Below are 22,568 nucleotides of genomic sequence, written 5' to 3'. Positions count from 1 at the left end.
CGCTTATGATCCAGCGTTATCAGAAAGGTTCGCGTATGAGCCAAGCCGTCAGCTACGGCGGTCTCGTCTATATTGCCGGCCAGGTCGCGGAAAATCGCAAGGCGGGCATTGAGGACCAGACCCGCGATGTGCTCGGCAAGATCGACGCCCTGTTGAAGGAGGCTGGGATCGACCGTTCGCGCCTCATCGCCGTCAACGTCTTCCTGCCGGCGATCGTCGATTTCGAGGCGATGAACAGCGTCTATGATAGCTGGATCGACATCGAAAATCCGCCGGCCCGCGCCTGCACCGAAGCTCGTCTCGCCGATCCCGATCTGCGTGTTGAAATGACCGCGATCGCCGCGCTGTAACGGCATCGCAACCGTCCGCACTGGAGAGATCATGCATAGCGGCCTCGTCAATCCGATCGACTTTTCGTGCGAGGGCCGGCAGGCCGGTCACCTCGCCATTCCCTATTCGGTCGACCGTTCGCCCTATTATCAGATCCGCATTCCGGTCCTTCGCCTCAAAAATGGCGAGGGGCCGTCCTTGCTGCTGATGGCGGGCAATCATGGCGACGAGTATGAGGGTGAACTGCAGCTCGGACGGTTGATGCGGCTGTTGGATGCCGCCGAAATCCGCGGCGCCGTCACCATCCTGCCGATGGCGAACCTGCCGGCGGTGATGGCGGCCAAGCGCTGTTCGCCCTTCGACGGCGGCAACCTCAATCGGGCCTTTCCCGGTGATCCAACCGGTTCGCCGACGGCGCGGATGGCGCATTTCCTCGAACATGAACTCTTTCCGCGTCATGACGCCGTGCTCGACCTGCATTCGGGCGGCACCTCCATGGCGCACCTTCCCTGCACGCTGATCGAGCGGCAGGCCGATGCCGCCCGCTTCGAGCGGTCCGTTTCGCTGATGCGTGCAATGGGTGCGTCGCATGCCTTCATCGCCGATAACGGGCCGACGGCGCCGACATCGATGGGCGCTGCGGCAAGGGCCGGAACCGTCGGTCTTTCCGGCGAGTTCGGCGGCGGCGGCACCGTGACGCCTGAGACAATGGCTTTCACGGCGGTGGCGATCGACCGGCTGCTCGTCACACTCGGCATTATCGAGCGTCCGGTCCTGTCGCGCGTACCGCTCGCCGAGCCCGGGCCGTTACAGTTGCTGTCGCTATCGCGGCACAGCCAAGGCATCTATGCGCACCGCCGAGGCTGGTTCGAGCCGGCTGTTGCCCTCGGCGCCACCGTTGCCGCCGGCGATCTGGCCGGATGGTATCATGATCTCGAACGGCTGGAGCAGCCGGAGGAAGAGTTGCGTTTTGCCGAGAGCGGCATCGTCATTTCCCACAGGCTGCATTGCGACAGCCAGGCCGGCGACTGCCTGATCCAGGTCGCCGAACCCATCACATCCTGAAGAGCGCCGATCTGCTCAAGTGATGGCGTCGACTGCCGCCTTGACCCAGTCGAGACGTTTGGCCGGGATCAGGCCGTAATTGTAGAAGTTCACGCCGTCAGCGCCGGCATCGACGGCGGCCCTGGCACGCGCTGCCAGCACCGCAGCCGCGCTCACCTCGGGATAGAAGACGCGCAGGCCCACCCCGAGAAATTTGTCCGGCCCGATTGCCGCCCGGCCGGTCCGGATGACATCGCCGATGGCATCAGGCGCCATGTCGTAGCAGCATAGGATCGCCCCGTCGCAGAGCTTGCCGGCGGCTGCGAGATCGACGCCGCCGAGCCAGCCGTCCTTCAGGTCGATCAGCACGACGCGTGTCGCCGGGTCGGCGGCCGCCTTGATTTCGCCGATCAGGCTGGTCACCGGCTCGCTGCGCCAGGTGAGATAGGCATGCAGGTCGGGATGGTCGCGGAAGGCATCGATGCCGGCTGCCGGGAAGTCCGGGAACTGCGGTTCCGGGACAGCCCTTTCGCAGAGCTCGGCGATGAAGCGCGCGACCGAGCGGCGCGCGCCTTCGACCGGCACGCCGGCCTTTTCGGCGCGCGCCGTGCAATGGTCGCAGAAGCAGAGCGACAGCAGGAAATCGTCTTCGGCATTCAGGCCGACGCCGTCTTTTTCGTGGTGGTATTCATGCGCGAAGCCCATGAAGTTCGGGCTCTCGAGTTCCACCATGTCGGGCCAGTAGTTCGTCGTGATGTCGCGCACGAGGGTGACGGCATAGTCCCGCGCCGCCGGGCTGGAGGGGCAGAGATTGTAGTAGTTGGCATTGCCGAAGGCGTTTCGCGTCACATGATCGGGATGCAGCATGCCGAGGCGGCTATTGTGCAGGCAGACCGTCCAGCAGGAGACCTTGAGGCCCGTCGCATCGCGCGCCCTGACGAGCGCATCCAGCATGTCGCCGCGCTCAGTGACATTCCCGGCCATCAGCGGCCGGATCAGCTTGTCCTGCCAGAGATTTTCATCCGGCCGGAAATAGACCGTTCCGTCCTCGGGAAAATAGGCCTTCTGCTGCGGGCTGCGCGGCTGAAGGAAACGGCCGGCATGATAGGAGGTCGCCAGGCTGACCGTGTTCAGGCCCGCGCGGCCGTCAAGCTCGGCGGCAAACGCACCAAGCCCCTGATCCTGGATGTCCCAGGGATAAGTCCACATGGAAAGATGCATCGCCCGCTCCCGTCAAATCTGTCCACTTTATAGAACATGTGTCCATAATAGTGTCCAGATGGATCTTTGCGCGCAGTCATCTGAAGGCACTCCCGCTGCACAGCGGGAGTGCGGAGGTCGAGGGCTTAGGCTCTCGCGAGCGACGTCTGCTTCGCTGCATTGTCGATTGCCAGGCGGCCAGGGCCGGCAAAGGCGAGATAAAGGAAAACGAAGCAGAACAAGATGGCGGACTCGCCCATGTTGAGCGCCGGCCAGAAGCTTTGCGGCGCATGCGCCATCCAGTAAGCGGCGGCCATTTCGCCCGAAGCGATGAAGGCGGCGACGCGGGTGTAGTAGCCGACCGTCATCAGCAGGCCAGTGATGACCTCGATTGCACCGGCGACGAGGATCATCGTGGGCAAAGGCGACGGTATGCCCGGGATGGCGGCCGGGAATTGAAAGAATTTCATCGTGGCATGTTCAAGGAACAGCAGCGCGGTGACGATCCGCAAAATGGCGAGGATATAAGGCGTCCACTTGGTCGTGTCTGGCATCGGTATTTCTCCTGAATGATGGTTTTGATGTTCAAGCGGCCGCCGCCTTGAGCTCGATGTTCTCTTTCCAGAGGTTCATCACGAGCTTCAGAGGGCCTTCGACATAGTTGGTGAATGCCGGCATGGAAGCCGGTTCGCGGCCGGCCTTTGCCGCTAGGAAGGCGACGATGTCATCCGACTCGGCAATGTAACGGCCAGGTTCGAGCCGGGCGGCGGGGAAACTCACCTTGTCCAAGTGCGGGCTGAGCTCGGCTCGAATGTCGTCCTCGGCTGGCGATCCGGAGACAAATTCGCGGATCTCGACGTCTTCGTTCAAGCCTGCTTCGAGCAGGAACAGCCGGACCTTGAAGCAGAACGGGCAGTTCTGCTTGAAGTAGAGGATCGGTTTCAGGGTATTGTCGGTCATTGCAGGTCTCCCTTGGAAAGGATGGGCCGTGGTGTTGCGCCGAAACGGAAGCTGGATGCGGTGAGCCCGCCGGCAAAATCGGTCTGGTGATAGGTGACGGCGCCCGGTTCGCTCCCTGCGGCGCCGACCGCGACCATCAGCGGGATGAGATGATCTTCTCTTGGATGCGCGGCGCGGGCGAGCGGCGCCCGCTCCCAGTTCAACAACCGCTCGGCACGTTCTTCGGGCGGCGAACGCAGCAGCGTCTGCTGGAGCCAGGCATCGAATTGCCGGGATGGCTCGCGTCCGCTGCCATCCTGGAAAGCCCTCAGATTGTGATAGCTGAGACCGCCGCCGATGATCAGCACGCCCTCGTCGCGCAACGGCGCCAGCGCCCGCCCGACCTTAAGGTGGACGGCGGGATCGTAGCTGGCATGGATGGAGAGCTGGACCACGGGCATGTCTTCTTCGGGGTAGAGCGGCTGCATGATGCCGTAGGTGCCGTGATCGAAGCCGCGGGCGGGATCGAGCCAGGCGTCGATGCCGCCGGCCTTCAGCAATTCCCGGACATGCCGCGCGAGTTCGGGAGAGCCCGGAGCGCCGTACTTGACGTGGTACAGATATTCCGGGAAGCCGTAAAAGTCGTAGAGCATCCCCGGTCTTTCGCCGGAGGAGACGGCAAAGCCCTGCTCCTCCCAATGCGCCGAGACCATGAGGATCGCCTTGGGCGCATCGCCGAGTTCGGCCCGCATCTCGATCAGCGACTGCTCGAGCTTGTCGAAGTTGCGACGGAACTCGCCGCTCATATAGGGCCAGGGGCCGCCGCCATGACTGACGAAATAGGTGGGAAGACGAAGACTGGTCACGGATTGCATTCTTTCGAAGCGATACTGGCTTGGAACAGGAAGTTTGGTTCCGGCAGCCAAATTCGTCGTTTCGTAGCAATTGATCAATCACGCTTTCATTGAGCGAACGTTTCCTCTATGTTGATGATCGATGGATACGTTAACGAGCCTGCGCGTCTTCTGCACTGTGGCGGAATTGAAGAACTTCACGGCCGCCGCCGATCGTCTCGGTCTCTCGCCGGCGATGGCAAGCAAACATGTGATGCACTTGGAGAAACGGCTGGGAAGCCGGTTGCTCAACCGTACCAGCCGCTCTGTCAGCATGACCGAGACCGGCACGCTCTATTTCAACCAGGCCAGGCTGTTGCTCGACGGCCTGGACGAGGTGGAAGACGCCGTCAGCAATGTCACGGTGACGCCGCGCGGGACCTTGAGGCTAAGTGTCCCGATGTGGTTTGCGAACACGCCGATTGCCCGCGTGATCGCGGAATATCATCAGCGCTATCCCGACGTGTGCTTCGACATGGATTTCAGCGGCCGGCTGGTCAATCTCGTCGACGAGGGCTTTGACCTGGCACTCCGCGCCACGTCGCCCGACCGGCTCGATCCCGGCCTCATCGCGCGGCCGGTGATGGACGTCCCCTTTCATCTTGTCGCGTCCCCTGCCTATCTCACGCGCACCGGCCGGCCATCGAAAGTCGGCGATCTCAACGGGCATTCGATCTTGCTCTACAAAGGCATGAATCCCAGCGGCAGCATGACCCTCGACGGACCGAAGGGCCAGACGACGATGAAGTTCCGCCCCGTCATGCTGAGCGAAAACGAGATCATGCTGCACCTGGCCGCGTTGGAGGGCATGGGTCTGGTCTTCCTGCCGGCGTGGATGACGCAGACCGATATCGCCGAGGGCCGGCTGGAAGTGGTGCTCCCCGAAGAGGTGATGTTCAGCACGACCCTGCACGCCGTCTATCCCAGCAGGAAATATCTGTCCGCCAAGGTCCGCACCTTCATCGACTTCCTGGCTTCACGAAAGAACCTCTGCTCTGAGACCGGCGAGAACCGGCCGACAGGCTGACCTGCATCAATCGAACACGCGTTGATTGGCGGCATTCTCGGTGTAACGCGCGCGGGCTCGCTCGAGCCGCTCCGGGCCGCCGACCTGCGGAACGGCGACATCCCACCAATGGCCGCCTGCGTCGCTTCCAGGAACCGCATCGGTGTCGATCACCAGAACGCTCGGAATGTTCCGCCCCCGCGCGGCGGCGATGCGTGCCTCGAGTTCGGCGATCGACCCTATCTTTTCGGCATGGGCGCCCATCGAGGCGGCGTGCGCGACAAAGTCGATCTCGGGCTGCACATCGACATTGCAGTCCTTGTACATGTTGTTGAACTCGGCGCCGCCGCACTCGATCTGGAGACGGTTGATGCAGCCGTAGCCGCAATTGTCGGTCAACACGACGGTGAACGGCACCCGCCGCATGACGGCGGTGGCGAGTTCCGAATTGGCCATCATGTAGGAACCATCGCCGACGAAGCAGATGACGTCCTTGTCGGGGCGCGCGAGCTTGATGCCCATGGCGCCTGCCACTTCGTAACCCATGCAGGAGAAACCATATTCCATGTGGTATCCGCCCTTGGCGGACTGCCACAGCACCTGCAGTGCGCCCGGCATGGTGCCGGCCGCGCACATGACCACGGAGATTTCCGTCGCCGCCCGCTGCACGGCGCCGATGACCTGTGCGTCGGTGGGCAGGTGTCCCGGCCCGTCCGTTTCCGGTGCCGCCGTCACGCGCTCGACCGTTCTATGCCAATCGGTCCTGATCCCGGCATCGACCTCAGGCCCGCGATAGGCCTTGAGTGCTGCGGAAAGGCGCGTGAGCGTGATCCTGGCATCGCCGACGCAGGGCAATGCCGAATGCTTGGTGGCATCGTATCCGGCAAGGTTGATCGAGGCGAGCCGCCGCGTGGGATTGCGGAAAAGCGCCCAGCTGCCGGTGGTGAAATCCTGGAAACGCGTGCCGATGCCGATCACGAGATCCGCCTCGGCGCAAAGGGCGTTGGCCGACGCCGATCCGGTCACGCCAGGCGACCCGAAATTCAGCGGGTGCTCCCAGCTGTTGGCGCCCTTCCCGGCTTGCGTTTCGACAAAGGGGATATGGTGCTTCTCCGCGAATGCGGCGAGCTCGGCCTCGGCCTCAGAATAGATGACGCCGCCGCCTGATATGATGACCGGCCTGCGCGCGGCCCGGATGGCGTCGGCAAGATCTTCGACCTCCCGCGGGTCCGGTTCGGGACGGCGGATGCGCCAAGCTTTCGGTTCGAAAAACGCTTCCGGGTAGTCGTAGAGTTCTGCCTGCACATCCTGGCAGAATGCCAGCGTGACCGGGCCGCAACTGCCCGGATCGGTCATGACCGCCAGGGCGCGCGGCAGGCAGGTCAGGAGATGCTCGGGACGGGCGATCCGGTCGAAATAGGCCGAGACCGGCCGGAAGCAATCATTGGCGCTGACGGTTCCGTCGTTCATGTCCTCGATCTGTTGCAGCACCGGCTCGGGGCGGCGGTTGGCAAAGATGTCGCCGGGTATGAACAGCACGGGCAGTCTGTTGACATGGGCAAGCGCGCAGGCCGTGATCAGATTGGTGGCGCCCGGGCCGATCGAGGACGTCACCGCCTGGGCGCGCCGGCGCTTCAGCGTCTTCGAATAAGCGATCGCCGCATGCGCCATGGTCTGTTCGTTCTGGCCGCGCCAAGTGGGAAGGGCATCGCCGATCCCATGCAGGGCCTCTCCGATACCGGCGACGTTGCCGTGACCGAAGATCGCCCAGACGCCTTCGATGAAGCGCTCGCCATCCTCCGTCATCTGCACCGAAAGCCATTTCACCATAGCCTGCGCCGCGGTCAGTCGTATGGTTCTCATTCTGCTGCCTCCCGTACGCGCGCCCGTGCGCCGTCCCAGACCGCGCAGAGCCTGGAGTATCGTATCGCCATCTCCTCGACGGCCTCTTCGTCACCGATCGTGCCTTCGAACCAGCCGCGGGCGACCGAGCCGAAGATCGTCCGGCCGACGGCAAATCCCTTGACGAGCGGGAAGCGCGCGGCAACTTCGAAGCTCGCCTTCAAGAGGTCCTCCGGCGCATCCAGGCCGAGGACGACGATCCCTCTGGTATGACGATCGTTTTCCTCGATGGCGGCGCAGACCCGCGCCCATGCTTCGGGTTCGTCCAGCGGCTCGAGCTTCCACCAATCGGGATAAATGCCTTCGGCATAGAAGCGGCGGATCAGTGTCGCGGTCGTATCCGTGGTGACGCTGGCGACCTTGGACGGGATGACCTCGAGCAGGAATTCCAACCTGTTGCGGCGCGACGCCACGTAAAGCCGACGCACTTCCGCCAGTTGCCGGTCCCAGGTCGAATCGTCGTCATCAGGGTGGCAGAAGCAGAGCACCTTGACGACGTTCTCGCGCGCCCATTCCGACAGCCCGCCGCAATCGGGACCGAGGGACGGCTCCAAGGTCAGAGGCCGCGACCCCGGCCATTCGCAGGGTCTGCCGATCCACAGGCCGGTGCCGGAGGCGGTATGGAGCGCGCGCCGGCCAATCCGGTCGTCGCAGAGGATCCCGTAGCCGGTTCGCCCCTTCTGCACTTCCAGGGCTGCCTGAAGGCAAAGCTCCTTGAAGGCGCCGCCCTTCGACGGCGTGTAACCCGTCATGCTTTCGAGCTGCATCCGGTGATCGAAGGCGAAGACGCGCATTTCGGACCAGTCGCCATGCCGGTTGGTCGACCAGTGCATCTGCTCCAGTGCGGCATCATTGCGCAGGTCGGGGCGCATCATGCCGCGCTTAAGGAAGAAATTCAGCTCCTGAAGTGACGGATAGGCCGGCGTGCAGCCGTGACGGGAGACGGCAAAAGCGCCGCAGGCATTGGCGTATCGGAGCGCGGTCGGCCAATCCTCGCCGTCAAGCCAGCCTTTCAGCAGCCCGGCGAAAAAGCCGTCTCCGGCGCCGAGAACGTTGAAGACTTCGACCGGGAAACCCTCGTCCGAAATGCCGTCGTCGAGATTATCCGGTATCGCGTCTTCGAATGCGACCGCCCCCTTGGCGCCGCGTTTGCAGACGAGCGTCGCCGCGGTGACGGCGCGTACCGCCCTGAGCGCCGCCACGGTATCGGTCGTCCCGCCGGCGATGTGGAATTCTTCCTCGGTTCCGACGATCAAATCGAACAGATGAAGCGTCGCCTGCAGTTTTTCGGTCACCTGCCCACTTGCCACATAGCGGCTTTCCCCCTCGCCATGACCGGCCACACCCCAAAGGTTCGGACGATAGTCGATGTCGAGAGCCGTCCGGGCGCCATGCTTGCGAGCAAAGGCGAGCGCCTTCAGCACGGCGGCTTCCGTGCGCGGATGCGACAGATGTGTTCCCGTCACCAACACCGAGCGGGCGCTGGCAACGAAGGCCTCGTCGATATCCTCCTCGCAAAGCGCCATGTCGGCGCAGTTTTCCCGGTAGAATATCAGCGGGAACCGTTCCTCGTCGCGGATGCCGAGGATGACGAGTGCCGTCAGGCGCTCGGGATCGGTCACCACACCCCTACCGTCGACACCATGTCGGGCAAGCTCCTCGCGGATGAACCGGCCCATATGCTCATCGCCCACCCGGGAGATCAGCGCCGAGTTGAGGCCCAGTCGCGCCGTGCCGCAGGCGATGTTGGTCGGACTGCCGCCGATATATTTTTCGAAGGATCCCATATCCTCCAGCCGTCCTCCGACCTGTGCGCCATAGAGGTCGACGCCGGCTCGCCCGATCGTGATCACGTCCAATGTCTTGGTCATGTCGGTTTCCTCGCAGTCCTATTGAAATCTGTCTTGGTGATCGGTTTGGGCATCGCCGGCCTCTTCGCAGCAAACGACGAATGCAGGGGGGCGCGGGCGAATGTCGCCCGCGCCTGCCCATCAGCGGCTGATCGTTGCCTGCAGCGCATCGATGGAGGACTGGATGCCGGCCTCGGTCGACATGGTGAAGTCTTCCATTTCCAGGCTGACCCAACCGTTGTAACCGACCATGCGGACGACGGAGAAGAATTCCTTCCACCACTGCAGATCATGTCCGGCACCGACGGCAACGTAGTTCCAGGTGCGGTTGGCGACATCAGTGACGTCCTTGAGTTCAAGGAGACCGTTGACATCGGCAAGCCCGCGTTCGATGCGCGTGTCCTTGCCATGGCAATGGTGGATTGCGTTTCCAAGCGCCCGGGCGGAGGCGATCGGGTCGGCACCCTTCCAGAACAGGTGACTGGGGTCGAGGTTCATGCCGACGGTCGGGCCGACCTCGTTGCGCAGACGGAACAGAGTCTCGGGGTTCCAGACGAGCATGGCCGAGAAGTTTTCCAGCGCATACTTCTCGACGCCCACTTCCTTGGCAAGCTTCACGAGATCATGCCAGAGTGGGAATGCGCGGTCCTCCCACTGGTAGCGATCGCGCTCGGGCATCTCCTCCGGCCAGCTTTTCGTGTAGACCAGCCAATTCGGAACCATGTCGCCGGGTGCTGCTTCCGGCAGTCCGGACATGGTGACGATGGTCTTCACGCCGATTTCACCGGCGAGACGGATCGTCTGCTCCATCTCCTTGCGGTGGCGCTTGCCCATGTCACCCGGATCGAGCGGGTTGGCCGAGCAATTGAGGGCAGCGATTTCCAGGCCCCGCGCTTCAATTTCCTTGAGCTTCGTCTTCAAGAGACCCTTGTCGGCAAGCAGCTCGTCGGCGCGGAAATGCGGCGCACGAGACCAGCCGCCGCCGGTCATTTCAATGCCTTCGACACCCAGTTTGACGCATTTGTCGAGCATGTCGGTGAAGGAAAGGTCGCCCATCACGTCGGTGCAGATCGATAGTTTCATGTCATTGTCTTTCTAAAAGCGGGGTTGGGGACGCGCCTGGGAGGAGGATGGAGGAGATCCGGCACGTCCCCTGATTGATCAATTGAACTCGACCCAAGCCGAACCTGCGTCTGCCGAGCGGACGCAGTTTTCCAGCCAGCGCACACCTTCGGTGCCGGCTTCGATGCCGGGATAATGATGGTTCTTGAGGAAGGCCTCGTCGCCGCGGCGTTTTGCGTCGATCGCCTGGGCGATCCAGAGGTAGATGTTCGCCCAGCTGTCACCGAGGCCCTCGGTATGCAGCGCGCCCATGCGATCGCAGGCGAGGCTTTCCTCTTCGAGGTAGGGCATGCCGTGGTGCAGGGTGCGGTTCGGTTCGCCCTGCACTTCGTAAATCAGCTGATCGGGATGGGAATCGGACCATTCGATCGAGGCCTTGGAACCGACGAAACGGTAGCGCTGCGAACCCATATTGCCGGCATTCACCGAGGACACCCAAAGACGGCCCCGGGCGCCGTTGTCGTAATGCATGAGAACGGTCGCGTGGTCTTCGAGCGGCGCACGGGTCGGAATGAAGGCCTTGCGGTCGCAGAGCAGCTTTTCGATCTTCATATGCGGCAGCACCACTTCGGAGAGATAGTAGAGGTGCGTGCCGATATCGCCGAGAACGAAGGTCGGGCCGGCGGTCTTGGGATTGGTGCGCCACTTCACGGCTTCGCCGGCGCCGATATCGTCGCCCGCGTTGAAGCCGTGGGTATATTGCATGTCGACAATTCTTATATCGCCGAGCATGCCCTTCTTGACCATCGCCGCCATCTGATGAACCAGCGGATGGCCGGTGAAGCCGTAGGTGACGCCGACGATCAGGCCCTTCTTTTCGGCGAGTCTCGCGACCTCGTCACATTCGGCGACGGTGAAGAACAGCGGCTTTTCGCAGATCACATGAAGGCCGGCTTCGAGGCATGCCTTGGTGATCTCGTAATGGGTGAAGTTCGGGGTGGCGATCGAGACAACCTCGACGCCGTCCTCGCGTCCGGCCTCCTTGGCGAGCAACTCCTTATAGTCATCGTAGCACCGGTCGGCGGCGACGCCGAGCTTCGTGCCGAAGTCGCGCCCGCGCTCGGCGTCGAGATCGAAGGCGCCGCAGACGAGCCGGTATGTGCCATCGCGCTGGGCGCCGGTTCTGTGCTTGTAGCCCACCTGCCCGGTGCGGCCGCCGCCGACCATGCCCCAGCGCAGCGGGCGCTCGATGGTTCTTTCTCCGTTGATCATCTTCTGTCCTTCCAGGAATGAATGTCTGTGATGTTTGAGCGTTCTGGGCAGAACCCCGGTCGCGGTCGCTCGCGCCAATCACCTGGCTGCATCGCGAAGCGCTGGAGGGGCATCGCGCGTTATTTCGCGGTCCAGTACTTGTCGACAAAGCGCTGCATTTCGGCGCGCATGAACTTGCCGGAGTGGTCGGCCTTGTCCTCCCAGGCGAAAACACATGCGGTCATGATGCCGTCGAACCCGATCTCGGCCAGCGTGCTGAAGAAATCCTCCCAGGGAACCTCGCCCTGGCCGATGTTCAGGTGCTGGTGCACCCTGGCCTGCGTGCCCGGAGGGTTGAGGATGTAGCGGAGCCCGGAGGAGGCCTTGTGATTGAAGGTGTCGCCGACATGGACATGGGCGAGCACGTCCTTTGCTTCCCGGAGCATCGCCTTGGTGTCGTCACCGAAATAGAAGGTATGCGGCGCGCAATAGAGAAACTTGACGTTCTTCGAGTTGACCGTCCTGATGATATCGAGTGCTGGCTGCAGGGTTTCGCACCAATCCTCGGGGTGCGGTTCGACGTGCAGATTTATGCCTTCCTTTTCAAAGATCGGCACCAACTCTTCCATCGAACGCCACCAGGCGTCTTCGCAGGCCTCGATCATGGAGCCGGTATGGCAGCAGTAGCACGAACCCTTGTCCGGGTGGGGCCCGCGGCCGAATTCCGAATTCATCGTGTCGACGCCGAGTTCGACACTGATCTCAATGGCGCGCTTCCAGTGCTTGACGGCAGCTTGCCGCTCATTTTCATCGTTCGAGGCCCACCGGTACATCGGCAAGATCGAGGCAATGCCGACATTGGCGTCGGAAAGTGCTTTCTTGAATGCTTTGGCGCGGGCCGGAAACACGCGCGGAGCCTTGAACCACTCGAGAAAATCGGCCCGCGGGCTGAGTTCTATCCACTCGTATCCGAGTTCGGCCACTTTCAAGGGCAATTCTTCGAGTGAGAGGTGGCGATGCATAAAGGGGTCGATTGCTATCTTCATGGCTGTTACCTGTCCGATGATTGTGCTGGGCCATCCCGCCGGCGTAGGCGAGCTCATTAGAGTTTCTGGAGTTCATCCGTTGCGGCGGTCGCTCAGACCGGCGGGGGATGTCCGCTGTGCGCCGTCGAATACGCTTCGATTTCGGCTTCGAGTTCGGCCATGGCCTCGCCTCCTGCCATCAGGTCGGTGATCTCTTCGCGTGTCTTTTCGCCCTTGCGGAAATCTGCCGCCTTCGCACCCTTGATGAGCACCGCGAAGTGGTCTCCCACCGTCATGGCGTGAATGACGTTGTGGGTGATGAAAATGACGGCGAGGCCGCGACGGCGCGCTTCCAGGACAATGCGCAGCACATGCGCCGCCTCCTTGACGCCGAGAGCCGCGGTCGGCTCGTCGAGGATCAGCACTCGGGCGCCGAAGTGGACGGCTCGGGCGATTGCCAGGGATTGCCGCTCCCCGCCCGACAGACCGCCGATCAGGCGATCGCCATCGTCGATACGGGTGATGCCGAACTCGCGCACGGCCTTGACGGCGATTTCATTTGCGGCTTTGCGGTCGTAGATCTTGAACGGGCCGAAGCCCTTGGTCAGCTCCCGCCCCACGAAGAACGAACGGCCGATGCTCATCAGCGGAAAGGTGCCGCCGAACTGATGCACCGTTGCGATGCCGAGGTCTGCAGCTTCGCGCGGATTCTGGAAGACGATCGGCCGGCCTTCGAACTTCACCGTGCCGCTCGTCGGCTTGTAGACACCGGCAAACGTCTTGATCAGGGTGGACTTTCCCGCGCCGTTGTCACCCAGCAGGCAAAGCACTTCACCGGGATGAACGCTCAATGTGATGTCGTAGAGCACATCGATCGGGCCGAAGGACTTGTTGACGTTTTCAAGTTCAAGAATTGGGCCAGCCATGTCTCAGCTCTCACTTCTTCTTCTTCAGCGCCATCTGGCGGAACGTATTGTTCATCAGGACGGCCACGAGCAGCATCACGCCGATGATCAGGCTCGACCAATTGCGGTCGAAGGTCGTGAAATAGATGCCTTGGTTGACGACGGCAAAGGTGATCGTGCCGAAGAAGATCCCGATCACGGACCCGAAGCCTCCGGTCAGCAGCACACCTCCGACGACGACCGAGATGATCGAGTTGAAGATGAATGTCATCCCGCCCGAAACCTGCGCGGAATTGAACAGGATGGCTTGGCACATGCCGACGAAGGACGCGCTCATCGCCGAGAGGACGAAGAGAACCATCGTCAGGCGGGTCGTCGGAATGCCGGCGTTGCGGGCACTGACCTTGTCGCCGCCCATCGCGAAAATCCAGTTTCCGTAAGGCGAGAAGTGAATGAAGAAGATGAAGATCGCGGTGATGGCCACCCACCACAGAATGATCACCTGAAACGATCCGCCCAGGAATTGCCCGAAAAGGAACTTTGCCCAAGGGTCGGCCGTCAGTGCCACGCTCGTCGTGCCGGTGACGAGAACCGAGGTGCCAAGCATCAGGCCCTGTACCGCAAAGAGGGTGCCGAGCGTAACGATCAGCGAAGGCACGGCCGTGTGCACGACGAGGTAGCCGTTGACCAGCCCGACGATGAGGCCGAAGGCAAGCGCACCGAACATTCCGACCCATATGGGAAGATCGTAGTAGCCCGAGAGGACCGCGACGGTCATGGAGCCGGCGGGGATCATCGCGCCGATCGAAATGTCGAGATCGCCTGCGATCATCAAAAGTCCGATGGGAAGAGCGATAATGCCGAGATTGGCGGCGACGTTGAGCCAACTTGCGGCGCCGGCGGGCTCCAGGAATTTGGTGCTGCCGAACACGACGAAGAACAGGAGGACGCCGACAAGTCCGAGGAATGCACCCGCCTCGGGACGGCGCAACAGGTTGCCGAATGAAAGATTGTTCATATGCCTATCCCAGTTTGGGCGTGAATCTCCAGGCGTGCGGACGCGGTGGTCCGCACGCCCGATAGACTTCGACCCGCGTATTTTTCCGCGGGTCGGAGCCCGTTTCGAACGATCAGCGAGCGCCTTCCTTGACGCCGGCCAGGGTGGCGTCGATGTTCGACGTATCGACGATGCCCGGGCCGGTCAGCACCGGTGCGGTCGGCAGGTTGGTGCCGTAGTCGATATGCGCGGCGAGAAGCGAAACCCCCAGCAGCGACTGCAGGTAAGGCTGCTGGTCGATCGCAAAGGTCTGCGAACCGTCCTTGATGCGGGCAAGGCCCGAGGCATTGAGGTCGAAGGTGCCATGCGCGACCTTGCCGACTTTGTTCGCCTGAGCGATCCCGCTCGCAGCCGCATCAGCGTCGGAAGCCCCAACATTGAGGACGCCGTCGATGGTGTCGTCCTGGAGCAGTGTCGCCTTGACGGCCTCGGCGATCGCCGTCTGATCGCCGAAGCTGGTCGCCGGCAACGGCAGCTGCTTGCCAGTGCCGCCCTTTCCGGTGATGCCGTCGATGACACCCTTGCAACGGGCCTCCTGGTTTGCCGCACCCGGGAGCGTATTGACGCAAATGACATTTTTCGCACCCTTGGACGCGAAATATTCGCCGCCTGCCTTGCCGGCGGTGTATTCATCCGAGCCGACATAGTTGATCGCGCCAAGCTCGCGAGCCTTGTCGATGTTGCCGGCATTCATGAGGATGACTTTGATGCCCGCAGCGACGGCAGCCTTGATGGCCTCGTCTTCCGCCTCGGGCACCCAGTCGGGCACCACGATGCCGGTCACGCCCTGGCTGATGGCCGTGCGGACGAGCTGTGCGGCGTCAGGCCCGAGATTGTCGTAGGTCTGCAGCTGCAGATAGCTGACGGAGCCACCGTTCTTCTCGACGACGAGCCGGGCGTCGTCGACGCCCTTCTTGATGCGGCTCCAGAATTCGTCGTCGGTCTTGCCGCCGACGACGGCAATATTCGCGGCCAGGACAGAAGAAGCGCCAAGAACGAAAACAGCGCCAGCCAGCAGCCCGCGTACGGCGCGCATTGAAAAACTCATGTGATTTCCTCCCAAAAAGGCGGTCGAGAGTAACAATTCCTCAAAGCAAGGCTCCCAACTCGCTGGAATATTTGTATCAACTGACATCTGGAAATGGAATGTCTATTGCGTTTCTGTGAAATTAATATATCATTTCGTTTCATCCAAGAATGGAACAAAATATATCATGAAGAGACCGACCATTGCCGATCTTGCCCAGGCCTCCGGCGTCAGCATCGCCACGGTCAACCGCATCCTCGGAGGTGCCGGCGCAGTGCGTGCGGAAACGATCGAGAGGGTGCAAAATGCCGCGGAAGAGATTGGATTTTATGGCTGCGGCGTGATCGAGGACCGCCGGCAGCGGCTCCTGCCGAATTATCGTTTCGGCTTTCTTCTCCAGCAGTCAAGCCGCGAGCTTTACCGGCTGTTCGGCTCCAAGATCACGGAAGCCGCCGCGAGACGCCAGCACGAGAAAATCGTGGCTGTGGTCGATTTCGTCGATGTCCTCGAGCCACAAAATATTGCAGATCGGCTCGAAGCGCTCGGAAAACGCTGTGATGCAGTTGCTGTCATTGCGGGTGACCACCCGTTAATCGGGCAGACCATCCAATCCCTCAAGGAGAGGGGAAAGCCGGTTGTTGCCTATATAACCGATCAGTCCGCCAGGGATCGCGCCGGCTTCGTCGGCACCGACAATTGGAAACTCGGGCGGACCGCTGCATGGTTTCTGGCTCAGACCACGCCGATGCCCGGCCGGATCGCCGTGTTCATCGGCAATCATCGTTATCAGTGCCAGGATGTCTCCGATGCGAGCTTTCGATCCTATATGCGCGAGCACGCGCCCCATCTTCAGGTCGATGACAGCAGACCGACACATGAGGAGCCGCAGGAAGCCTACCGGATCGTGAGCCAGCTGCTTTCCGAACTCGATGACCTCAGAGGCATTTTCATCGTTGGAGGGGGAATTTCCGGGGTGCTGCGTGCTCTTCGCGAAGCCCCTGCCGAAAAACGGGATCAGGTCAGGGTCGTCTGCCGCGACATCGGCCCGGAAACGCGCAAGGGCCTGACGGAAGGCCTGATCATGGCGGCCTTGTGCCATCCCTTGGATCAGATATCAGACGAATTGATTGGCACGATGATCGCAGCGCTCGAACACCGCGACAGTACAACCATCCTTCAGCGCGTGGTTCCCTTTGAAACGATCACGCCCGAAAGTGTTTGAACCGTTCTAGTTTTGCATAAGGCGGCTGGCCGAAAAGACCAGCCGCCCTATAAGGTGGCAGGGCTGATAGCTATTGCGCTGTCGCGTCAGATGTCGACGACGAGGCCCTTGGCTTTCAGCACCGGTTCGAGATTGCTGACCTCGATAACCGATTTACCCTGCTTATATGCCGCGATATAGCCGGCCTCGGCATCTTCGCGGGCCTGTGACAGCCTGGCGACTTCCTGCGCTTCCTGGCGACGCACGATCACCAGACCGTCGGCATCGCCGGCGATGATGTCGCCGGGATGGATGATTTCGCCGCCGACGATGATCGTGTCGTTCACCGCCGCGATGGTTTCCTTCACTGTTCCCTTGATGCAGACGCTGAGTGAGAACACCGGGAAGCCAAGTTCCCTCAGCTGAAGCGTGTCGCGTACGCCGGTGTCGGTCACGAGACCGCCGATGCCCTTTGCCAGGCAGGCGTTGGCGAGGACATCGCCGAAGGATCCGGCCTCTTCGTATTCGCCCGCCGAGACGACGATGATATCGCCCGGCTTTGCGTAGTTGATGGCAAGCTGCAGCATGATGTTGTCACGCGGCGCGCATTTTGCCGTAAAGGCTGGACCGCAGAGTTTCATGCGGTAGTCGACGGGCTTCAGGCGGGAGGAAAGGGCTCCGCGGCGTCCTTGGGCTTCGTGGATCGTTGCGGGCGAAAATTTGGAAACGGCGTCGATATCGGCTTTGCTTGGCCGTTCGGCAATATCTTTAATATGGATCATGTGTGCCTCCCATCGTTGGCCGACGGCGGGCATGTCCCGCCGTCTGATTTCGTTTGGATATCGTCATCGGACGATGCCGAGGTCTTAAGGGATCGGGTCGAACTTCAGTTCGGAGAGCGATACGACCTTGTCGGTGCGCTTCATCTTGTATTCGGTATCCGGGCCGAGCCATTTGTCCCAGATCTTGTTGATCTCGCCCGATGTGTCGAGCTTGCGGAGGATCTCGTTGATCTTGGCGGTCAGCGCCGGCTGATCCTTGGCCATGCCGATGCCGATCGGCTGGTAGAGCATCGGCTCCTCGATCATCCGCATCGGCTTGCCCTTGCTCTTCGATTCATTGACGAATTTGGTCGTCGTCATGGTGTTGGCCACCATGCCGCGGGCCTTGCCCTGCTGGACGGCGAGATAGGCAGAGGCGGTATCCTGGAAGGTCAGCGGGTCGGATTTGTTGAGCTTGATCGACATTTCCGACGTCGAGCCCTTGGTCGAAGCGATGCGCTGGCCTGCGAAATCGGCCTTCGTCTTGCCGGCGTCGTCCGCCGGCACGATCAGCATTTCCTTGGCGAGATAATAGGGATCGCTGAACTGGATCTGCTCGGCGCGGCTGAGCGTATAGGCAAGGTTGGCAACGGTGATGTCGACGCGGCCGAGCTTGACCTCGGGCACACGCGCCTCGACCGAAACCGGCTTGATTTCAGCCTTGACGCCCAGTTCCTTGGCGATGGCGCCGCAGAGGTCGACGTCGAAACCGGCCATTTCGCGGGTCTTCGGATCGGGCGAGGCGAAGGGAGGAACGTCGGCGAATGTCGCGCAGCGCAGGGTTTTCGCCGAGATGATGTTGTCGAGCTGATCGGCTTTCGCGGGCACGGCGGCCGCCATGCCGGCAAATGCGACGGTGAGGGTTAGGCATTTCCAGTTCATTGCTGTTCTCCGTTGTTTTTGGTGGTTGGTATCAATGCCGGAGATCAGCGAGAAAACGCTGAGCCCGGGGATGGCGTGGATTGTTGAAGAATTCTTCGGGTGTCGCCATTTCGATGATCTGGCCGGCATCGATGAACCAGATCCGATCCGCGACGTCGCGCGCGAAACCCATTTCATGGGTGACGCAGAGCATGGTCATGCCTTCGGACGCCAGGCTCTTCATGACGGCGAGCACTTCGCCGACCATTTCGGGATCGAGTGCGCTGGTCGGCTCGTCGAACAGCATGACCGGCGGTTCCATGGCAAGGGCGCGGGCGATCGCCACCCGCTGCTGCTGGCCGCCTGACAGCTGACCGGGATAGGCCCGGGCCTTGTCGGCAAGACCGACCCGATCGAGAAGCTTGAGCGCCTTCTCCTCGGCGACGTCGGGCGCCACGCCTTTCACCCGGATCGGCGACATCGACACGTTTTCGACCACCGAAAGATGCGGAAACAGGTTGAAGTTCTGAAACACAAAGCCGATCCGGCTGCGCAGCGCGTTGAGTTCCTTTGCCCGCATGGCGGCGTGAATGTTTTGCCCGTCGAGCGTGATCGAGCCGCTGTTGATCTCTTCGAGGCGATTGATCGTGCGGATCAGCGTCGATTTCCCCGAGCCGGACGGTCCGCAGATGACCACGACCTCGCCACGCGCCACCTGCGCATCGATATCCTTGAGGACCGGATAGTCGCCGTAGCTCTTGCAGACCTGGGAAAGCCGGATCGTCTGCTGTTCCTGTGCTGGGACTGTCATGGTCATAGCTGCTCCGAGATGATTTTCGATGGCGCGACCAGAGAGGCGGCGGGAAGGCCGGAAAGTCCCGCACGCCGCCGCGTGATGCGCCGCTCGAGGCGATTTGCGAAGTGGGTGAGCGTCCAGCAGATGGCGAAGTAGACGATCGCCAGGATGAGGAAGACCTGGAAAGGCTGCGTCAGCAGCTGGTTGTTGACCTGGCTTGCGGCAAAGGTCAGGTCCGGCACGTTGATCACGTAGCCGAGCGTCGTGTCCTTGATCGTCGAGACGAAGGTGGAGATGATGCTCGGGATCATGTTGTAGAGCGCCTGCGGCAGGATGATGAAGCGCATTGCACCGATATAGCTGTGGCCAAGCGCACGCCCCGCATCCATCTGGCCCGGTCCGAGCGCGACGATGCCGGCACGGACCACTTCGCTCAGGAACGCGCTTTGATAGACAACGAGCGTCGTCAACATCGTGACGAAGCTCGGCACATCGGCGCCGGTCATGAGCGGAACCAGGAAATAGCTCCACAGGATGAGCATCAACAGCGGCACGCCCCGGGTGAAATAGACGAGTGCCGTGACCGGCCAGCGCAGCAGCGCCGACTTGGAGAGCCGCGCCAATGCGAAGAGGATGCTGACCGGAAAGGCGAGAGCGATGCTGAGCGCCGACAGGATCAGCGTGTTGGCGAGCCCGCCGAGCGGTCCGTTCGGATATTGGCCGATCAAGAGCAGCAGCCAGTAGTCCCGGACGATGGCGATCATGTCGTGGATCATGCGCGCGCACTCCTGGCAGGATCGGTGCGCATCGATACATAGGCGCCGATGCTCATGATCACGAGCGAGAAGAAAAGGTAGAGAACCGTGCCGATCAGGTAGATCTCGAAGGTCCGGAAGCTGAGGTTCTCGATTTCCTTGACGGCATGCGTCAGTTCCGAGGCCCCGATGACGACGGCCAGACTGCTGTTCTTGAACAGGGAAACGCTGTGATTGATGAGCGGCGGCAATGCGTTGCGCACGCCCTGCGGCATGATGACGAAACGCATCGCCGAGATATAACCGTGGCCGAGGGCGCGGGCCGCCTGCATCTGGCCGGGGCTGACCGAGCGCACGCCCGACCGAAGATCCTCGCTGAAATAAGCCGCCTGGCAGAGGCCGAGCCCGATCACCGCGAAAATGGCCTCGGCATTATGGATGGCGAGCCACGACGACACCCCGCTTGGCATCAGGGTGAAAATCCCGAAATACCACAGCATCAGCTGAACCAGGGTGGGGACGTTGCGGTGATAGGAGACGTAAGCGGCGACTAACGGATCGCCAAAGCGAAAGGGCGACAAACGCAAAGCCAGCAGCAGAAGCGCCAGCACCATCGCCATCGACCAGGAACCGGCATAGATGATGAAGGTCATCTCGATGCCATGCAGCAGCATGGCGGTATATTCCGGATTTGCCAGGATTGCCGAAAGGTCGAAACCGCTCACGGATTTGGCTCCCCGGATTGAGCCGTCTTTGCCGGAGTCTGGGGCTTTGCCGTCTGCAGGCCACCCATGACCTGCAGTGTCGGCGTGATCTCCATGTGTCCGATGTTGACGGCGACGGGGGCTGCGATGGCGAAGGCAATCGCGTCTGCTATATCGGCTGCCTGCGGCAGTTCGAAGCCGTCGATGAACCGTTCGCGGATGCTCGGGTCATCGCCGTGGACGTGATTGAAAATATCCGTGGCGACCCGGCCGGGGCAGATTTCCGTGACCCGCACCCGCTTGCCGAAGGCGTCGATGCGCAGCTGGTTGGACAGCATGCTCACCCCTGCCTTGGTGGCGTGATAGGACGAGTTGCCACCGAAATTATAGGCGCCGGCGATCGACGAGATGTTGATGACATGCCCGCGATCCCGCGCCACCATGCCGGGCACGACCAGGCGGCAGAGATGCAGGACTGCGCGGAGATTGACGTCGACGATGAGATCGATATCGCCCTCTTCGGCTTCCAGGAACTTCTTCGGCCGATCGACGCCGGCATTGTTGACGAGAATATCGAACTCCACCCGGCGGGTGAGCTCGGCCATGGCCTGACGGTCGGTCACATCGGTGACATGGGCGATGCAGCCCGTGCGTGCGGCCAGCTGCTGCAGCGCGTCGGCGCTGCGGGCAATGGCATGGACCTCGATGTTCTCCCGGCGGAGCCGCTCAACCACGGCTGCGCCGATACCGGAGGATGCGCCGGTCACCAGTGCGGTCTTGTAGTCGGAGAATGGCATTGTCGTTCCCTTGTTGTTGATCGAGACAGTAGCGAAGCTTTAACCCCTTGCCTAAGACCGATTATCTCTGGAGCAATAAGCAACGGTTATGGAGGCGAGACGGCTGCCGAAGAAGAGAAACAGGTGATGTCGGCATCACCGGTCCCTCGGGCTGTCAGAGACCGTGTCGCGTTGCAAAAGCATTGCGCGTCTGCAAACATGTAAGCCACGCACATCAGAACGGTACCCCGATCCTCATGGACATCAGACGCCTCAAATCTTTCATCGTGATCGTCGACAGCGGCAGCATCACGCGAGCGGCGGATCTTTTGCACATTGCCCAACCCGCCCTCAGCCAGCAGCTTGCGGCACTGGAGGAACATTTCGGCCACAAGCTGCTGATCCGCAGCCAGCAGGGCGTCAGCATGACCGATGCGGGGCATGCGGTGTATCGCCATGCGCAGATCATCCTTCGGCAGATGGAGCAGGCGCAAGCGGATGCGTCGGCAGCCGGCAATTCGCTTGCCGGGCGCGTCTCGGTCGGTCTCGTGCCGTTCAGCAGTGCCGCCACGCTATCGGTCGACCTCCTGGCGGAGACCCGTAAACGCCATCCCGGCATCCTGCTGCATCTGACCGAAAGCGTCGGGCAGACCTATAGCCAGATGATCATGAACGGCCGGCTGGAGATGGCGCTTCTCCACGGAACCGGACCGATCAAGGGCGTCCGGTTCGAACCGATCCTCAGCGAAGAGTTTTTTCTTGTCGCGCATCGCGACTTTGCGATCGAAGCGGATGCGAAACCCGTTCCGGTCAATGCGCTCGACGGAATACCGCTGCTGTTGCCGCCGGCCTATAATTTCGTCCGCCGCGCAGTCGACACCGCCTTCACGCGCACCCGCACCAATCTGAAGGTCGTGGCCGAAGTCGAAATCGTCCGCACGCTGGCCCGCGCGGTCGGCAGCGGCCTCGGCGCGACGATCATGCCGAAAGCCATTGCCGATCGTATCGTGTCGGAATCGAGCGAGCCGCTGATCTGCCGGCTCGTCTCACCACGGATCGAGGAAACTCTGTCGCTATGCGTTTCCGACCAGAATCCCCTGTCGGAACCGGCCCTTGCCGTCCGCGACATCCTTCTCGAGCTGACGGCACGGCTGAAAGTCTGA

General features: G+C 61.7%; 23 protein-coding genes. 5 read left to right on the top strand and 18 right to left on the bottom strand.

Annotated elements, in window-relative coordinates; translation table 11 throughout:
* Positions 1–5: 5 nt before the first annotated feature.
* Together FHT75_RS18475 and FHT75_RS18470 are read left to right on the top strand one after the other, a co-directional pair.
* A complete protein-coding gene (locus FHT75_RS18475; protein ID WP_028755790.1) occupies positions 6–350 on the top strand; it encodes a RidA family protein in 345 nt (114 codons plus the stop codon).
* Positions 351–381: 31 nt separating this feature from the next.
* A complete protein-coding gene (locus tag FHT75_RS18470) occupies positions 382–1,395 on the top strand; it encodes a succinylglutamate desuccinylase/aspartoacylase family protein (RefSeq protein WP_028755789.1) in 1,014 nt (337 codons plus the stop codon).
* Between the two features lie 15 nt (positions 1,396–1,410).
* Here the strand turns inward: FHT75_RS18470 and FHT75_RS18465 are convergent, their stop codons facing one another.
* From FHT75_RS18465 to FHT75_RS18450, 4 genes are all read right to left on the bottom strand, one after another.
* Positions 1,411–2,595 carry a hypothetical protein gene (locus FHT75_RS18465; RefSeq protein ID WP_028755788.1) on the bottom strand — a complete coding sequence of 395 codons (1,185 nt, stop codon included), beginning with the start codon at positions 2,593–2,595 and terminating at the stop codon, positions 1,411–1,413.
* A gap of 125 nt (positions 2,596–2,720) precedes the next feature.
* The gene (locus tag FHT75_RS18460; protein WP_028755787.1) at positions 2,721–3,128 is read right to left on the bottom strand and encodes a DoxX family protein; all 408 of its coding nucleotides are present in this window, start codon (positions 3,126–3,128) and stop codon (positions 2,721–2,723) included.
* Between the two features lie 31 nt (positions 3,129–3,159).
* Complete coding sequence (locus tag FHT75_RS18455; RefSeq protein WP_028755786.1) at positions 3,160–3,534, bottom strand: glutathione S-transferase N-terminal domain-containing protein; 375 nt, start codon at positions 3,532–3,534, stop codon at positions 3,160–3,162.
* Positions 3,531–4,379, bottom strand: coding sequence for a DODA-type extradiol aromatic ring-opening family dioxygenase (locus FHT75_RS18450; RefSeq protein WP_028755785.1), 849 nt, complete (start codon positions 4,377–4,379; stop codon positions 3,531–3,533). The genes FHT75_RS18455 and FHT75_RS18450 overlap by 4 nt, the downstream gene beginning before the upstream one ends.
* A gap of 130 nt (positions 4,380–4,509) precedes the next feature.
* Between FHT75_RS18450 and FHT75_RS18445 the strand changes: the two genes are divergently transcribed.
* Positions 4,510–5,433 carry a LysR family transcriptional regulator gene (locus tag FHT75_RS18445; RefSeq protein WP_028755784.1) on the top strand — a complete coding sequence of 308 codons (924 nt, stop codon included), beginning with the start codon at positions 4,510–4,512 and terminating at the stop codon, positions 5,431–5,433.
* 6 nt (positions 5,434–5,439) lie between these two features.
* Here FHT75_RS18445 and iolD read toward each other — a convergent pair whose 3' ends face one another.
* The 8 genes from iolD to FHT75_RS18405 form a co-directional block, all read right to left on the bottom strand.
* Complete coding sequence (iolD, locus tag FHT75_RS18440) at positions 5,440–7,275, bottom strand: 3D-(3,5/4)-trihydroxycyclohexane-1,2-dione acylhydrolase (decyclizing) (RefSeq protein ID WP_028755783.1); 1,836 nt, start codon at positions 7,273–7,275, stop codon at positions 5,440–5,442.
* Positions 7,272–9,185 (bottom strand): bifunctional 5-dehydro-2-deoxygluconokinase/5-dehydro-2-deoxyphosphogluconate aldolase, encoded by a 1,914-nt coding sequence (gene iolC, locus FHT75_RS18435; RefSeq protein WP_183845114.1) that lies wholly within the window; start codon positions 9,183–9,185, stop codon positions 7,272–7,274. The genes iolD and iolC overlap by 4 nt, the downstream gene beginning before the upstream one ends.
* Positions 9,186–9,305: 120 nt before the next feature.
* Positions 9,306–10,247, bottom strand: a complete 942-nt coding sequence (locus tag FHT75_RS18430) for a sugar phosphate isomerase/epimerase family protein (RefSeq protein ID WP_028755781.1) — start codon at positions 10,245–10,247, stop codon at positions 9,306–9,308.
* A 78-nt stretch (positions 10,248–10,325) separates the two neighbouring features.
* Positions 10,326–11,498 carry a Gfo/Idh/MocA family protein gene (locus tag FHT75_RS18425; RefSeq protein WP_028755780.1) on the bottom strand — a complete coding sequence of 391 codons (1,173 nt, stop codon included), beginning with the start codon at positions 11,496–11,498 and terminating at the stop codon, positions 10,326–10,328.
* A gap of 119 nt (positions 11,499–11,617) precedes the next feature.
* Positions 11,618–12,523 carry a sugar phosphate isomerase/epimerase family protein gene (locus tag FHT75_RS18420; protein ID WP_183845113.1) on the bottom strand — a complete coding sequence of 302 codons (906 nt, stop codon included), beginning with the start codon at positions 12,521–12,523 and terminating at the stop codon, positions 11,618–11,620.
* Between the two features lie 92 nt (positions 12,524–12,615).
* Complete coding sequence (locus FHT75_RS18415) at positions 12,616–13,428, bottom strand: ATP-binding cassette domain-containing protein (protein ID WP_028755778.1); 813 nt, start codon at positions 13,426–13,428, stop codon at positions 12,616–12,618.
* 10 nt (positions 13,429–13,438) lie between these two features.
* Positions 13,439–14,425: an ABC transporter permease gene (locus FHT75_RS18410; protein ID WP_183845112.1), complete on the bottom strand. Its 987-nt coding sequence runs from the start codon at positions 14,423–14,425 to the stop codon at positions 13,439–13,441.
* Positions 14,426–14,537: 112 nt separating this feature from the next.
* The gene (locus FHT75_RS18405; RefSeq protein WP_028755776.1) at positions 14,538–15,512 is read right to left on the bottom strand and encodes a substrate-binding domain-containing protein; all 975 of its coding nucleotides are present in this window, start codon (positions 15,510–15,512) and stop codon (positions 14,538–14,540) included.
* Between the two features lie 166 nt (positions 15,513–15,678).
* Here FHT75_RS18405 and FHT75_RS18400 point away from each other — a divergent pair, with 166 nt between their 5' ends.
* Positions 15,679–16,713 (top strand): LacI family DNA-binding transcriptional regulator, encoded by a 1,035-nt coding sequence (locus FHT75_RS18400; RefSeq protein WP_210299091.1) that lies wholly within the window; start codon positions 15,679–15,681, stop codon positions 16,711–16,713.
* Positions 16,714–16,799: 86 nt separating this feature from the next.
* On the opposite strand, the gene FHT75_RS18395 is transcribed toward FHT75_RS18400, so the two are convergent.
* The 6 genes from FHT75_RS18395 to FHT75_RS18370 form a co-directional block, all read right to left on the bottom strand.
* On the bottom strand, positions 16,800–17,474 hold the full coding sequence (locus FHT75_RS18395; RefSeq protein WP_183845111.1) for a 4-carboxy-4-hydroxy-2-oxoadipate aldolase/oxaloacetate decarboxylase: 675 nt from the start codon (positions 17,472–17,474) through the stop codon (positions 16,800–16,802).
* A gap of 84 nt (positions 17,475–17,558) precedes the next feature.
* Entirely contained in the window at positions 17,559–18,395 is an 837-nt protein-coding gene (locus FHT75_RS18390; protein WP_028755773.1) for an ABC transporter substrate-binding protein, read from the bottom strand.
* Between the two features lie 31 nt (positions 18,396–18,426).
* Positions 18,427–19,191 (bottom strand): amino acid ABC transporter ATP-binding protein, encoded by a 765-nt coding sequence (locus FHT75_RS18385; protein ID WP_028755772.1) that lies wholly within the window; start codon positions 19,189–19,191, stop codon positions 18,427–18,429.
* Complete coding sequence (locus FHT75_RS18380; protein WP_028755771.1) at positions 19,188–19,946, bottom strand: amino acid ABC transporter permease; 759 nt, start codon at positions 19,944–19,946, stop codon at positions 19,188–19,190. Before FHT75_RS18380 ends, FHT75_RS18385 begins: the two co-directional genes overlap by 4 nt.
* Positions 19,943–20,650, bottom strand: a complete 708-nt coding sequence (locus tag FHT75_RS18375; RefSeq protein WP_097542529.1) for an amino acid ABC transporter permease — start codon at positions 20,648–20,650, stop codon at positions 19,943–19,945. Before FHT75_RS18375 ends, FHT75_RS18380 begins: the two co-directional genes overlap by 4 nt.
* Positions 20,647–21,426, bottom strand: coding sequence for an SDR family oxidoreductase (locus FHT75_RS18370; protein WP_097542528.1), 780 nt, complete (start codon positions 21,424–21,426; stop codon positions 20,647–20,649). Before FHT75_RS18370 ends, FHT75_RS18375 begins: the two co-directional genes overlap by 4 nt.
* A gap of 182 nt (positions 21,427–21,608) precedes the next feature.
* Here FHT75_RS18370 and nac point away from each other — a divergent pair, with 182 nt between their 5' ends.
* Positions 21,609–22,568, top strand: coding sequence for a nitrogen assimilation transcriptional regulator NAC (nac, locus tag FHT75_RS18365; RefSeq protein ID WP_028759096.1), 960 nt, complete (start codon positions 21,609–21,611; stop codon positions 22,566–22,568).

It is taken from the genome of Rhizobium sp. BK112 (assembly GCF_014193215.1).
Lineage (GTDB): Bacteria > Pseudomonadota > Alphaproteobacteria > Rhizobiales > Rhizobiaceae > Rhizobium > Rhizobium anhuiense.
The sequence above is the reverse complement of the archived record's forward strand: the minus strand, read 5'-3'. Positions and strand labels throughout refer to the sequence as shown.